The sequence below is a fragment of the Porphyrobacter sp. GA68 genome (genome assembly GCF_022605525.1).
GTDB lineage: Bacteria > Pseudomonadota > Alphaproteobacteria > Sphingomonadales > Sphingomonadaceae > Qipengyuania_B.
The window spans coordinates 75,119-87,835 of sequence record NZ_JAKQYJ010000002.1 but is presented as its reverse complement, the minus strand read 5'-3'; the positions used below and the strand labels follow the sequence as shown (position 1 = coordinate 87,835).

Sequence of the window (12,717 nt, the reverse complement as noted above, 5' to 3'; positions counted from 1 at the left end):
GCCAGAGAGACAAATGGGTGGAAATGGCCTCTGTTTATGGTGGCGGTCTGATGTAAACGATAATAGATGGTTGCTGCTCAATTGAGGCAGCCATGACCCGCATCAACAAACTCTACGCTAACCTGCTCGCCAACCCACGAGCGCCTGTCAGTTTCCGGGATTTCGAGAAGCTGCTACGCGCCTTCGGGTTCGAGCACGTCCGAACCACAGGCAGCCATCGGCAGTACGCCCATCCCAAACTGCGCCGACCGCTGCCGGTTCAACCCAGCGTCAAAGATGCCAAGCCGTACCAGATGCGCGAATTCCTTGAACTCATCGAGCAGCACGGCTTATATCTGGAGCCGTGAGCGAGCCACATTACCATATCAACCTGTTCTGGTCTGCTGAGGATGCCTGCTGGATTGCCGACGTCCCGGACTTGCGGCCCTGTTCCGCGCACGGCGACACACGAGCCGAAGCGATCGCCAATATCAACGATGCGATCGCGGGCTGGTTGACGGTCGCGCAAGAACGTGGTTACCCGATCCCTGAGCCTCGTTATCGTCCTGCCAACTTCGCTTAATCCTTGCACATCCGCTATCTCTTGATTGCACCTCTGGCGAGCGCACTTGCATCATGCGCGCCGGCGGCTGCCGATGCGGCTGCCGCGCCCGAGGAACGGGTTTCCCTGCATACGGTGCAGGAACCTGCCGCAGCGCCGTTCCCCGACGTAACCGGCGCGTTGTGGGCGGTCACTGCATCGCCCGACCGCATCCTCTACGCAGTGCCGGGCGAGCAACCTTTCTTCGCTCTGGCGTGTGAGCAGAACGGGCCAGAGGCGCGTCTGGTCATCACGCGCTTCGCCCCGGCTCCACCGCGCGGCAAGGCGATCCTGGCGATGGACGGCAACGGCTATATCGGGCGCTGGCACGCCGATGCCGTCGAGGCGGATGATGGCTGGGTGTGGCGCACAGAAGTCGCGCCGGCAGAATACAAGGTCAACGCGCTAAAGGGTCTCCGCTCCATCGAGGCGACGATCCCCGGCGCCGGCACCGTCATCATCAACCAGAACGACCTGCCACGCGCGCTGATTGCCCGCTGCGAAACCTTTAATCAGGCGCGCGTGTTAGTCGGGCCGCCGCCTGTGCCCGCTCCGTAAGCATCGCCGGGGTCAGTACCTGCGGCAGCTGCTCCGCCGCTCCGTTCGGAGAATACCACAGGTAAAGCGGCACCCCGGCGGCGCCCTGCTCGCCCAGAAAGCGGGTGATCTCCTCATCCCGGCGCGTCCAGTCGCCGCGCAGTGCCACCACGCCCGCCGCATCGAACGCGGCGCGGGTCGCATCGCGTTCGATGGCAACGCCTTCGTTGACCTTGCAGGTCAGGCACCAGTCAGCGGTGAACCAGACGAACACAGGGGCGCCGCTGGCCCGCGCCTCCGCCAGCGCAGCGTAGCTGAACGGCCGGGCATCCAGCACGCCGGCGGCCGCAGCTTGGTCGTTCCTTGGCGCGGGAAGCAACGCCACCGCCAGCAGCACCGTTGCCAGCGCCGCCCAAGCGGCCATCAGCGGTCGTGCCGATCCGCTGCGCTGCGCCCGGCCCCACCAGCCGAGCAGGACCACGAGCAGCGCGCCAGCCCCGCCGACCATCAGGACGTAGCTGACCCCGCCAAACCGCCAAGCCAGCCACAGCAACGCCGCCGCCGTCAGCCCCATCGGCAACGCCATCCAGCGGCGGAAGCCCGTCATCCAGTTCCCGGGCCGGGGCAGTTTGTCCCTGAGGGCCGGGACGAATCCCAGCAGAAGGAACGGCAACGCCAGTCCCAAACCCAGCGCGGCGAACATCGCCAACGCCACCGGCGCGGGCAGCAGCAGGGCCGCCCCCAGCGCGGCGGCCATGAAAGGTCCGGTGCAGGGTGTCGCCACGAAGGCGGCGAGAACGCCTGTGGCAAAGGCGCCTGCGGGTTTGCCGCCGCTGCGGATGGGTAGCCCCGGCACTTCGTACAGGCCGAGAAAATTGGCGGTGATCGCCACCGCCAGCAGGAACAGGCCGACCACCACCGCCGGTTCCTGCAGCTGGAACGCCCATCCCACCTGTTCCCCGCCAGCGCGCAGCAACAGGATCACGCCGCCCAATGCCGCAGCCGCCAGAACCGCTCCCGCCGTGTAAGCAAGGGCGTCGGCGCGAGCCGAACGCTCGCTGATACCGGCGCGCACCAACGTCATGGCCTTGAGGCTGAGTATCGGGAAAACGCACGGCATGATATTGAGCAGCAGACCGCCAAGCAGTGCGCCGCCCAGCAACAGGAACAGCGCCGCACCTTCGGGCGCCTCCCGCAGCGGCGGCAAATCGGCGGGCACCGCGCCCGGTCCGGCGGTGAAACGCACCCCGTCGCCGCGACCTTGCGCAAAGGAAAGGATGCCTGAAACGGTTCCAGCGGCGCCTGCGTCCGCCAGCGGCAGCTCCGCCACCAACAGATCGCCTTCGCGAAAGAAAGCCTGTTCCCCGGCCGCCTTGACCAGCCCTTCATTGGCAATGAACAGATGCGGTGCGCTCAACGCCTGCTCGGCCGGGAGAGGAACTGCCAGCCTCAGGCGGTCATTCTCAATCGCGAACCGAACGGGTGCCGCGATGTCTGGGGCGATCGCCGCTCGCCACGCGTCGAACCGCTGATCCCGCTGGCCTTGCGCCACCCGAAGGCTGACCGTCGCCTGTTGGGGCACGCAGATGGTGTCGGTGCAAGCGAGATAATCCAGGCTGGCCGTGACCGGACCTTGGCCGGCGCCGACCTTGACCGGCACCAGCACCGCGTGTTCACCCTTGTAAACATGGTTCATCAGCCCGGCGATGCGGAGCGTCTGCGGCACCGGATAAAGCGGCTCGCCCGCCTGCCATCCAGCCGGAAGGGTCCAGCGAACCTGCAATCCCAGCCCCGCGTCACCCGGATTGGACCAGTACCCGTGCCAGTCCGAAGATCGCGGGATGAAGCGAAACGCTGTCATCACCGTGGCGCCGGGCCGCGGCGCTTCTTCCGCAACCCATTCAACCGCGATGTTGTTGACCGGCTGAGCCGGGGAAGGCGCGGCGGGGAAGGTCGCGGCCAGCATCAGAACCAGGCCCAGCAACAGCCTGCCCACCATCGACCTTGCCACCAACATGCTGTGCCCCCTACATGGCACCAGGTGAACACTCAATGATGGCAGGCAGTCCTTGATGAGCGACAGACGCGACCTCCTGATCCTCGGCGGTGGGTTGGTTGGCATGACTCTCGCCCTGGCTGCTGCGAAGAAGGGCATCACCAGCCATGTGGTCGACCGCGCCGACCCGCTTGAGCTGACGGAGGAAAGTTTTGACGGTCGGGCCAGCGCGATTTCCACGGCCAGCTGGAACCTGTTCACGAACATCGGTCTGGCGCAAGGACTGGAACGGTTCGGTTGCCCCATCGCGGCGATCGCCGTCACCGACCAGATGAAGAAGGGCCGGATCGACTTCCGCCCGGACCCGCATGAAGGGTCGCTGGGGCGGATGTTCGAGAACAGGCGTCTGCGCCTCGCCCTGTTCGAAGCGGCCGAGCGGGAAGCCGCCATCGCCTGGCATAGCAAGTCGACCGTAGTCGGGCGCGAGCGTGGGAACCATAGCGTGAGCGTGGAACTCGCGGGCGGACAGCGCCTGACCGCATCGCTCTTGGTGGCCGCCGAAGGGCGCAACTCGCCCACGCGGGAAGAGGCCAGCATCACCCTGGCGTCCTGGCAGTATCAGCACCGCGCAGTCATCGCCGCGCTGGAGCATGAAAAGCCGCATGAAAACGTCGCGTGGGAAATCTTTTACCCCGCCGGACCTTTTGCCTTGCTCCCCCTGCTGGATACAGCCGACGGCAGGCATCGCAGCGCGCTGGTCTGGACGGTGGCGGAACGCGATGCCCCAGCCGTGCTGAAACTTTCCGACCGCGCGTTCCTGGCTGAGGCGACTAAGCGGATGGACGGGCTGTTCGGAGAGATCACCCACATCGGACCGAGGTCGTCCTACCCCCTCGGCTTCCACCATACTGCGCAGCTTGCGGCGAACAGGCTTGCTTTGGTCGGGGACGCGGGCCACGGCATCCACCCGATCGCCGGTCAAGGCCTGAACCTGGGTCTGCGCGATGTCGGCGCCTTGGTGGAGGTGCTGGATGACGGGCTGCGGCTGGGCCTTGATCCGGGCGACGCGCAACTGCTTGAACGCTATCAGGACTGGCGGCAGCTCGACGTGTTCTCCGTAGCCTTCGCCACCGACAGCCTGACCCGGCTGTTCGGCGTTCCGGGACGCACCGCGTCCGCTATTCGCCGCCTGGGTATGGCCGGGGTGCAGCGCGCGCCAATGCTGAAAACCTGGTTCATGGACGAGGCGCGGGGCATATCGGGCAAGCTCCCAGAGCTGCTGCAGGATTGAACCAGCAACGCTGATCCGCTGCGGTCCGGGTCACATTCCAGTGTCGGCGGGTGCGGGCTGCACCACTGCAGTGCCGTTGCGATCGCGCAGCCGCCGCGGCTCCAGAACGGCGGAAGTTTCGATCAGATCGAGCGCATTCTGCATCGCGGCATAGCGGCTTGCATCGGCGATCCAGGTCCGCGCATTGGCGGCCCCTGGCAGAAGACGAACTTCCTCGACGGCGGCGGAAATCCGCCCGCTGCGCAGGAACAGCTTGGCGCGCTCCAGCCGCTGCGCGGGTTGAACGCTGGGTGTAGTATCGCGACGGACCACGAACAGCGAAGACAATTCCTCCCTAAACGTGTCGAAAGTAAAGTCGCGCGAACGGGTGGACAGTTGCGGCGCCAGACCATCCAGCCGCGCGGTCAGCTGATCCACCGTTACCGGCTGCCGCGCGCCTTCGATCACCGTGGTTACGGCGTTGGGTAGCGCGTCACCGAACCTCAGCCGTAACTGGTCGGCCAGAAAGCCCAGTTCCGCGCCCCGGTCGACGGCGCGGCGCGCGGCGAAGGCGATCAGCAACCCCTCTGCCCGTGCCGCATTGCCGGTTGCTGCCTGAGCCTGCAGGTCGAGCCGGGCCAACCGCTGTTCCGCTGCCGCGAGACGCTGCTCTATCCCGCCCTGCTGCTCTACCACGCGGTCGAACGAGGGATCTGCGCCGACCTGCTGCACTGCGGCGCCGTTCATCGGAACAGCCATGGCGTGTTGAGCGGCCGGTGCGCCTGCAACAGACCGGGCCTCCTGCAGGGGCGGGGTCAGCAGAGCCGGCCAGCCGAAACGCCACAGGCCGTAGCCGACCAGCGCCCCGCCCAGAAGAAAGGCGAGCACCGCCACCAACAGCACAGGCCGCAGCACACTGGTGCGCGACGTTCCAGAAGTTCTGTAACCCTCCATCTGCCGCTCTGCCGTTACAGCAACCGCCGGGGGATTGCCAAGAGGCGTGAGCAAATCAGGCGTCGCGCTGAAGCAGTCCGGCCGCCGCCTGCAACAGCGCGCCGTCGTCGGGAGCATCGGCGATGCTCACAAGGCGCCAGCCATCACCCGCGCATTCGGCCACGCGAGGAGCTATCGCGGCCAGTGCGATTGCCGTTCGCGGCAGGCGAAGGCGATCGCACTCTGCCGCGAAATGCCTGCCTGCTTCGCCCGAATGGAGCAGCACGGCCGCGCCCGCGACCAGCCGCTCTGCCAGCTGTTCCGATATCGGCAGATGCTCCACCGTGTAAACTACCCGTGTGACAACGCAGGTGTCCTGACGCAAAGTAAGCGGGCGGTGCACCTCTCCGGCAAGCCGCAGCAGGTTCTGCCGTTTGGGCGGCAGAGCGTCGACCAGTGCCTGCAGGGTGCTGTCGCCGGTGCTCGCGACCTGCAACCCTGCCGCGCGCGCCGCCTGAGCCGTCCGCTCTCCTACCGCGTGGACCGGCAGGTCCGCATACCGGGTCAACTGCGCGCCAGCATGACGCACCGCATTGGCGCTGCCAAGGAGGAGGCCGGTGAACATATTCGCGGCGGGTGCCTGCCAGGGGCGTGACCGTACTTCGGCGAGCGGCCAGCGTTCCACTAGCAACCCCATGGCACGCCCGCGCGCCAGCGTCTCGCTGTCGCCGGGCTCGGGGCGGATGCTGATCAGGGGCAGCGTCATGTGCCGCGAAAGACCGCCTGTGTGGCCGGTCCGGCACGGATCAGCAGATCGGCGGCAAAGTCGGATAGGGCTGCGTGATCCGAGGCATGTACAAGCTGCTGGCCGTCGACCCGCTCCGCTCCGTCCGGGCTGAACAGGGCGACGCGCAGGCCGAGCTGGCCACTCTCCTGCCAGCGGCAGTCCAGCGCGATGGGGCTGTGGCAATTGCCCTCCAGTGCGGCCAGCAGCGCGCGTTCCCCCGCTACTTCCGCGTGCGAAGGCGCGTGGTCGATGGCGGCCAGCAGAGCGAGCATCCGTTCATCACCCGCGCGGCACTCGAGGCCGATTGCCCCCTGCGCAGGCGCCGGCAGGAACTCTTCCGAAGAAAGCGTGGTGCCAACGCCATGTTCCCCCAGCCGGTCCAAGCCCGCCCTGGCGAGCAGCGTGACGTCCGCTTCCCCGGCCGCCAATTTGGCTATCCGGGTCGCCACATTGCCCCTGAACAGAACAACCTGCAGGTCGGGACGCAGATGCCGCATCTGCGCCGCACGCCGCGGCGCGCTGGTGCCCAGCCGTGCATCCCGGGGGATGGCGGCAATGCTGCCAGCGCCTACCAGCACGTCTCGCCGGTCGGCACGCGGCAGGATGGCGGCAATCGCGAGTTCGGCCGGGCGCAGCGTTTCGACGTCTTTCATCGAATGCACGGCGACGTCGATCCGGCCATCGGCGAGGCATTGATCGAGTTCGCGGGTCCACAGCGCCTTGCCCCCGATCTCCGCCAGCGGACGGTCCTGCACCTTGTCACCGCTGGCGGTGACGGGAACCAGTTCCACCGCCTCAAGCGGCCAGCCGTGCGCCGCGCATAACCGCGCCTGCGCCTCCTCTGCCTGCGCCATCGCGAGCGGAGAACGGCGGGTGCCAAGGCGCAAGAGGGGGATTGATTTCGACATGGGCAGATGCGGACGCTCGCTTGCCCTAGCCCCGCTTTGCGGTAAGGGAAAGCGGGATGGACGTGGTGCTGGGTATAGAGTCAAGTTGCGACGAAACGGCGGCCGCGCTGGTCCGCGCCGACCGCACCATCATCGCACAGGCAATCGCCAGCCAGGACGAGGCGCACGCACCTTACGGCGGAGTGGTGCCTGAAATCGCTGCGCGTGCCCATGCCGAACGCCTTGCACCCATGGTCGAACGGGTGCTGCGCGAAGCAGGCATGACGCTGGATGACTGCGCAGCCGTAGCCGCCACGGCCGGACCAGGCCTGATCGGCGGGGTCATGGTGGGGCTGGTCACGGCCAAGGCGCTGGCAATGGCGTCGGACAAGCCGTTGCTGGCTATCAACCACCTCGAAGGGCACGCGCTCAGCCCGCGTCTCGCTGACCCTGCGCTCGGCTTTCCCTATCTGCTGCTGCTCGTGTCTGGCGGGCATTGCCAGATCCTCGCGGTGGAAGGTGTCGGACACTATCGGCGCCTCGGGACGACGATCGACGACGCGTTGGGCGAGGCGTTCGACAAGACTGCCAAGGTTCTGGGCCTTGGCTTTCCCGGCGGCCCGCTAGTGGAAAGGCTGGCTGCGCAAGGCGATCCTGCGGCGGTGCACCTGCCCCGGCCGCTGTTGGGCAGTGACGAGCCACATTTTTCGTTTGCAGGTCTGAAGAGCGCCGTTGTTCGTGCGAAGGCGGGGCAGATCGCCTCCTGGGACCGAGACGCTCGCCGGGACGCGTCACAGGATGCAACCAATGGTGCTGCGCGTCCGGAGCTCGCTTACACGGATGCCGACATCGCCGCTTCATTTCAGCAGGCGGCGATAGACTGCCTCGTGGATCGCCTGAACCACGCGTTGCGCCGCATTGCCACCCCGCCCGCGCTGGTGGTTGCCGGAGGTGTCGCGGCCAATTCGGCGGTGCGCGCTGCGCTGGAGCGGCTCGCCGGGGAACACGGCATGCGCTTTTCCGCGCCGCCCCCGGCTCTGTGCACGGACAACGCCGCCATGATCGGCTGGGCGGGCCTTGAACGGCTCGCGAGCGGAGCGACCGGGCCTGACGGCGATCCCCTTGACATAGCGGCCCGCCCGCGCTGGCCGCTGGACCCTGCCGCGGAAGCCGCCCGGGGCGCCGGAGTAAAGGCTTGAGCAACTCAGCAACCGTAGGCGTCTTGGGCGCAGGCGCATGGGGCACCGCGCTGGCGCAGATGTTGGCAGGCGACGGCCGCGACGTGCTGTTGTGGGCGCGGGAACCCGAACTTGTCGCGCAAATCAACGCCACCCGCACCAACAGCGTCTATCTTCCGTCCGCCCGGCTCAACTCAACCATTCGCGCAACCTGCGATCTCGACGATATGGCTCCGCTCGACATTCTGCTGGCTGTGACCCCGGCCCAGCACATGGGCGCGGTGCTGCACCGCCTTGCGCGGCAGCCCCGTCACCTGGTCATTTGCTGCAAGGGTATCGAGGCTGAAAGCGGCCGGCTGATGAACGAAGTTGCCGCCGCCGCTCTGCCGCAGACCGCGCTTGCGGTGCTGTCCGGCCCCACGTTCGCGCACGAGGTCGCGGCCGGTCTGCCCACCGCGGTCACGCTCGCGTGCAGCGGCGGCGAAGCGCAGTGGAACGTGCTGGCCTCCGCCATCGCGCGCCCCGCCTTCCGGCCGTACTACTCCGACGACGTGACCGGTGCGGAAATCGGCGGGGCGGTCAAGAACGTGCTCGCGATCGCGTGCGGCGTGGTCGACGGATTGCAACTGGGCCAGAACGCCCGCGCCGCCCTTATCGCGCGCGGCTATGCCGAAATGCTGCGGTTCGGCGAGGCACTGGGGGCCCGCGCCGAAACCCTGGCTGGCCTGTGCGGTCTGGGCGACCTGGTGCTCACCTGTTCGTCCACATCGTCGCGGAATTTCTCGCTCGGCAAGGCGTTAGGCGAAGGGCAGGATCCGGCCGTGCTGATGAGCGACCGTCGCACCGTCGCCGAAGGCGCGCACACCGCACCAGTGCTTCACCGGCTGGCGCAGGACCGCGGCCTTCCCATGCCCATCGCGGCCGCCGTAGTCCGCCTGCTGCAAGGCGCGCCTGCCCGAACTGTCGTGACGGAACTGCTCGCCCGGCCGCTCAGCCGCGAAGCCAGCGCGGCCAGCAACCCGGAATGACCGAGACCGCCGCATCGGGCGACATAGCCGCGCTGGCAAAAGGCGGGCGGACCAACTTCTTCGGGTTTCTGCTCCGCCTCGCTGCGCGCCTGCCTTTCCTGTTCATCGCGGGCCGCCTGTATGGTGCCGACGCGCTCGGCCGCTTTGCTTCGGCGCTGGTGGTGGTGGAACTGGCAGCCCTGCTCTGTTCACTCGGCGAAAAGCGCGGACTGGCGCAGCGACTGGCGGACAGCGCCGAAAGCGAGCCACCGGCCAACCTCGTTTTTGATGCTCTCCTCCTCGCCCTTCTGTTCGGCAGCGTCGCAGCGCTGTTTTTCTGGTTCGTGCCGCAGCCGCTGTTCCCCAGCGGTATCTACACCGACCTCGACAAGCTGGTGGTGATTGCCATTCCCGCCTATGCCATGACGGAGATCCTGCTGGCGGCGCAGGCCTACCGCTTCGACATAGCCACCACGGTTCGGGCGCGCGCGATCGTAGAGCCGTGGACCATCTCCATCATGGCGGGCCTGCTATATTTCGCAGTGCCCGAAGCGGGGCTGCCGCTTGCCTACCTAGCGTCGATCCTGGCCGGCCTGGCCGCCGCGCTGTTGCCATTCCTGCGCAGCTATGGCCTGCCTGCCGGGTGGCGGCCGCGGCTCGGCCGCATGACGGGGCTGACCTGGCGGGCGGCACCGCTGGCCGCAGCGGACGCGATCGAGTGGGGAACCCGGCGGCTCGATATCTTTATTCTGGGCCTGTTCGCCGCCCCGGCGGTGGTGGGCGTTTATTACGTCGCGCAGCAGGTCGCCAGCTTGCCGCAGAAGCTGAAGACCAGCTTCGAGCCGATCCTGGGTCCGGTCATCACCCGCAACCTCAAGACACGCGATTATGCGGCGATCGGCGCGCAGATACGGCAGGTCGGCTTCTGGATCATCGCGGCGCAGGCCGGCATAGCACTGGCACTGGCCATACCTGGCGAAGCGGTGATGGGGCTGGTGGGCCCGAACTTCGTGGGCGGCACCGGCGCCCTCGCGCTGTTGCTGGCGGCCGAGGTGGTCGCGTCGATGGCCGTAGTGTCCGAAGCGGCGCTGGTGTACATGGCCCGGCTCAAGAACCTGCTTCTCTCGCTTGCGACCATAGCCCTGCAGGCTACTCTGACGGTTGCCATCATCAAGGCGGTCGAATTTTACAGGTACCCACCGGCGTTTCAGGGGGCCGGGGCGGCCGCTGCACTGTTCCTCGCGCTGGGTATCGCCTCGCTGGCGAAGGCTTGGCTGCTCAGCCGCCTGCTGGGCGAAGGCGTCAGCAACTGGCGCGGGGCGCTTGTCTGGGCGGCAGGGCCGGCAGCGGTGGTCGGTTGGCTGGCAACCCTCCTGCCAGAATGGGCGGAACTGTTGTTCGGCATCCCGGCGATCCTGCTGACCTATGGCCTGATCATCTGGCGCTGGGGCTTCGGCCCGGAAGATCGGGTGCTGTTCCGCCGCAACCTGGGAGGCAAGGCTGCGGCCTGAGGCACCGCGTACTCTTCCGCTCCGGTGTCTGCGCGCATAGAAAGGCTGCCATGCTGGCCCCGACAGACAGATTGTTGATCGTCGCCGGGGCGCTGGTCGTTTCCGCAGCAGCGGCGTTGACGGCAGAGATGACGGGCACCTCCCTTGTCACCAGGATGGAAGGGCGCGCTGCCAGGGTGATCGCCGAGGCTGGCCACACTTCCGTAAGGGCAGACTTCATCGACCGCTTCGGATGGCTGTCGCGGCACCCCACTCTCAGCGGAGGAGAAGCTCTGGACGATCAGCAGCGCACCCGCGTCGCGCAGGCCGTCGCCGCCGTGCCGGGCGTGGGCGGGATCCGGTGGGCCGACGGCATCCCGCAGGCAGTGGTCGGCGTGGATGGACCCGATGATGGGCATTGTTCGGCGGCACTTGACGCAGTGCTGCGCACGCGAAGCATTCGGTTCGACGAATCCAGCGCGGTCATTGTTCCCGGCAACGAGATGCTGCTGGACGAAGTGGCGGATGCGCTGAGACCATGCACTGGATCTGTGGTAGCGATCATCGGACACGCGGACCCCTCCGGCGACGAAGCCGGAAATATTCCCCTGTCTCGGTCAAGGGCACAGTCCGTGCGCAAGGCGCTGATCGCCCGCGGCATTCCTGCCACCGCGATAAGGGCCAGCGGGATCGGCTCGGCTGAAGCGGGGGAAAATACGGCTCCAGGCGATCCCGCCGACCCGAAGATCGATTTTGTCATTCTGCCGCGGCCGCGCCTCATTCCCACTCCCGTCGATACGCCGGGGGCGCGCTGACGTGGCTCTATGGCTCGAACTGGTCGTTCTCGCCCTGTGCGCCTACGCCCTCGGGATTGGCGTGGGCTGGCTGCTGTGGCACAGTGGCGACGACGGGCAGGAAGATTAGGTAAAAAGCTGTATGATCGAAATGGTTGAAGCCAACTGGCTGCTGATCCTTCTGGCGTTCCTCATCGGTGTCGCAATCGCCTGGTACGTGTTCAATGTGCGGCGCCGGACGCGGGTGCAGGCCGATCGGCGCGATGTGCTGGACGACGGGGCTGAGCGGGCACGGCGCAACCAGGCTTTCATCGACGCTCCCACGACACCCGCTGATTTGACCGCGCCGCCGGCTCCGCAGGGCACAACCGTCTCGCGGGACGAGGATTTCAGTCCGCGTGGAACCGCTTCCCTTGTGACACCGGGAGCGGTGATCGGCGCGGAAACTGTGGCCAACCTCGCCGCCCATCAACCTGAAGCGATCGGCCGGGCCGAACAGGCAGAGGCGGATCACTTCAACGCATCCGCTGAGGCGGCCGGACATGATGGAGACGACCTGCTGCGCATAAAGGGTGTGGGGCCAAAGCTTGCCGCCCGGCTCAACGAGCTGGGTATCACTCGTTTTGCCCAGATCGCCTCGTGGGACGACGCGGAGATCAACCGGGTGGACGGACAGCTTGGGCGGTTTCAGGGACGCATCCGCCGCGACGACTGGGTAACACAGGCCAGCCTGCTGGAGGCGGGCGACACAGCAGCCTATGAAGAGCGGTTCGGCAGGCTCTAAATTGCCGCGTCACGGAACCTAATCAAGGTTAACGCGTAAGGGCATGTTGGTCTCCCAAATTGCAAAGGACGCAGGCGTGAAGGATCATCCGGTCATTCTGGTCGCGGAGGACGAAGCGATTATCGGCTACGACCTGTGCGATACCGTTGAGGAAGCAGGTTATATTGTCGAAGGACCGCACGGGGACGTGTCATCGGCGATGCGCGCGGTCCAGTCGAACCGGCCGGATCTTGCGATCCTCGATATCGCACTGGGTGACGAGATGGTGTACCCGCTCGCTGAACGCCTGATGGAACAGCGCGTGCCAGTGATCTTCCACTCCGGCCATGTTGCACCAGAAGACATGCTGGCGCGGTTTCCCGAAGTTCGTGCCCTGGCGAAACCCTGCCCGCCGACAGCGATGCTGGAGAATGTTGCAGCCGCGCTGGCCGCCGCCTGACGCCGCCCTTGAACCGCTCCTCTCCGGTGCCTAGA

14 protein-coding genes are annotated in these 12,717 nt (G+C 66.8%); 10 read left to right on the top strand and 4 right to left on the bottom strand.

Going from position 1 to position 12,717, the window contains the following annotated elements; genetic code table 11:
* The first annotated feature begins 92 nt into the window (after positions 1-92).
* Genes LHJ54_RS08095 through LHJ54_RS08085 form a run of 3 tightly spaced genes read left to right on the top strand, consistent with a single transcriptional unit; the run spans position 93 to position 1,138 of the window.
* On the top strand, positions 93-347 hold the full coding sequence (locus LHJ54_RS08095; protein WP_228243384.1) for a type II toxin-antitoxin system HicA family toxin: 255 nt from the start codon (positions 93-95) through the stop codon (positions 345-347).
* The gene (locus LHJ54_RS08090; RefSeq protein ID WP_228243383.1) at positions 344-562 is read left to right on the top strand and encodes a type II toxin-antitoxin system HicB family antitoxin; all 219 of its coding nucleotides are present in this window, start codon (positions 344-346) and stop codon (positions 560-562) included. The genes LHJ54_RS08095 and LHJ54_RS08090 overlap by 4 nt, the downstream gene beginning before the upstream one ends.
* Positions 563-583: 21 nt before the next feature.
* The gene (locus tag LHJ54_RS08085) at positions 584-1,138 is read left to right on the top strand and encodes a hypothetical protein (RefSeq protein ID WP_228243382.1); all 555 of its coding nucleotides are present in this window, start codon (positions 584-586) and stop codon (positions 1,136-1,138) included.
* Here LHJ54_RS08085 and LHJ54_RS08080 read toward each other — a convergent pair.
* Positions 1,089-3,134 carry a protein-disulfide reductase DsbD gene (locus LHJ54_RS08080; RefSeq protein ID WP_228243381.1) on the bottom strand — a complete coding sequence of 682 codons (2,046 nt, stop codon included), beginning with the start codon at positions 3,132-3,134 and terminating at the stop codon, positions 1,089-1,091. The genes LHJ54_RS08085 and LHJ54_RS08080 overlap by 50 nt on opposite strands.
* Positions 3,135-3,189: 55 nt before the next feature.
* Between LHJ54_RS08080 and LHJ54_RS08075 the strand changes: the two genes are divergently transcribed.
* Positions 3,190-4,404, top strand: coding sequence for an FAD-dependent monooxygenase (locus LHJ54_RS08075; protein ID WP_228243380.1), 1,215 nt, complete (start codon positions 3,190-3,192; stop codon positions 4,402-4,404).
* Between the two features lie 30 nt (positions 4,405-4,434).
* On the opposite strand, the gene LHJ54_RS08070 is transcribed toward LHJ54_RS08075, so the two are convergent.
* The 3 genes from LHJ54_RS08070 to hemC are packed head-to-tail and all read right to left on the bottom strand — an operon-like array spanning position 4,435 to position 7,011.
* Positions 4,435-5,337, bottom strand: a complete 903-nt coding sequence (locus LHJ54_RS08070; RefSeq protein ID WP_228243379.1) for an MICOS complex subunit MIC60 — start codon at positions 5,335-5,337, stop codon at positions 4,435-4,437.
* 55 nt (positions 5,338-5,392) lie between these two features.
* Positions 5,393-6,082, bottom strand: coding sequence for a uroporphyrinogen-III synthase (locus tag LHJ54_RS08065; RefSeq protein WP_228243378.1), 690 nt, complete (start codon positions 6,080-6,082; stop codon positions 5,393-5,395).
* Positions 6,079-7,011, bottom strand: coding sequence for a hydroxymethylbilane synthase (hemC, locus tag LHJ54_RS08060; RefSeq protein ID WP_228243377.1), 933 nt, complete (start codon positions 7,009-7,011; stop codon positions 6,079-6,081). Before hemC ends, LHJ54_RS08065 begins: the two co-directional genes overlap by 4 nt.
* Before the next feature lie 56 nt (positions 7,012-7,067).
* On the opposite strand from hemC, the gene tsaD reads away from it, so the two are divergent.
* From tsaD to LHJ54_RS08030, 6 genes are all read left to right on the top strand, one after another.
* On the top strand, positions 7,068-8,189 hold the full coding sequence (tsaD, locus tag LHJ54_RS08055) for a tRNA (adenosine(37)-N6)-threonylcarbamoyltransferase complex transferase subunit TsaD (protein ID WP_228243376.1): 1,122 nt from the start codon (positions 7,068-7,070) through the stop codon (positions 8,187-8,189).
* Entirely contained in the window at positions 8,186-9,196 is a 1,011-nt protein-coding gene (locus LHJ54_RS08050) for an NAD(P)H-dependent glycerol-3-phosphate dehydrogenase (protein WP_228243375.1), read from the top strand. The genes tsaD and LHJ54_RS08050 overlap by 4 nt, the downstream gene beginning before the upstream one ends.
* Positions 9,193-10,686: a lipopolysaccharide biosynthesis protein gene (locus LHJ54_RS08045; RefSeq protein WP_228243374.1), complete on the top strand. Its 1,494-nt coding sequence runs from the start codon at positions 9,193-9,195 to the stop codon at positions 10,684-10,686. Before LHJ54_RS08050 ends, LHJ54_RS08045 begins: the two co-directional genes overlap by 4 nt.
* Positions 10,687-10,736: 50 nt before the next feature.
* Positions 10,737-11,480: an OmpA family protein gene (locus tag LHJ54_RS08040; protein WP_228243373.1), complete on the top strand. Its 744-nt coding sequence runs from the start codon at positions 10,737-10,739 to the stop codon at positions 11,478-11,480.
* Between the two features lie 121 nt (positions 11,481-11,601).
* Complete coding sequence (locus LHJ54_RS08035) at positions 11,602-12,243, top strand: helix-hairpin-helix domain-containing protein (protein ID WP_228243372.1); 642 nt, start codon at positions 11,602-11,604, stop codon at positions 12,241-12,243.
* A gap of 76 nt (positions 12,244-12,319) precedes the next feature.
* Positions 12,320-12,682 carry a response regulator gene (locus tag LHJ54_RS08030; protein ID WP_228243371.1) on the top strand — a complete coding sequence of 121 codons (363 nt, stop codon included), beginning with the start codon at positions 12,320-12,322 and terminating at the stop codon, positions 12,680-12,682.
* Positions 12,683-12,717 lie beyond the last annotated feature (35 nt).

What these genes read in the sequence shown, in the direction of transcription:
- LHJ54_RS08095 (WP_228243384.1), top strand. Translation starts at nt 93, where the DNA reads ATGACCCGCATCAACAAACTCTACGCTAACCTGCTCGCCAACCCACGA.
- LHJ54_RS08080 (WP_228243381.1), bottom strand. Translation starts at nt 3,134, where the DNA reads ATGTTGGTGGCAAGGTCGATGGTGGGCAGGCTGTTGCTGGGCCTGGTT.
- LHJ54_RS08075 (WP_228243380.1), top strand. Translation starts at nt 3,190, where the DNA reads ATGAGCGACAGACGCGACCTCCTGATCCTCGGCGGTGGGTTGGTTGGC.
- LHJ54_RS08070 (WP_228243379.1), bottom strand. Translation starts at nt 5,337, where the DNA reads ATGGAGGGTTACAGAACTTCTGGAACGTCGCGCACCAGTGTGCTGCGG.
- LHJ54_RS08065 (WP_228243378.1), bottom strand. Translation starts at nt 6,082, where the DNA reads ATGACGCTGCCCCTGATCAGCATCCGCCCCGAGCCCGGCGACAGCGAG.
- hemC (WP_228243377.1), bottom strand. Translation starts at nt 7,011, where the DNA reads ATGTCGAAATCAATCCCCCTCTTGCGCCTTGGCACCCGCCGTTCTCCG.
- tsaD (WP_228243376.1), top strand. Translation starts at nt 7,068, where the DNA reads ATGGACGTGGTGCTGGGTATAGAGTCAAGTTGCGACGAAACGGCGGCC.
- LHJ54_RS08045 (WP_228243374.1), top strand. Translation starts at nt 9,193, where the DNA reads ATGACCGAGACCGCCGCATCGGGCGACATAGCCGCGCTGGCAAAAGGC.
- LHJ54_RS08040 (WP_228243373.1), top strand. Translation starts at nt 10,737, where the DNA reads ATGCTGGCCCCGACAGACAGATTGTTGATCGTCGCCGGGGCGCTGGTC.
- LHJ54_RS08035 (WP_228243372.1), top strand. Translation starts at nt 11,602, where the DNA reads ATGATCGAAATGGTTGAAGCCAACTGGCTGCTGATCCTTCTGGCGTTC.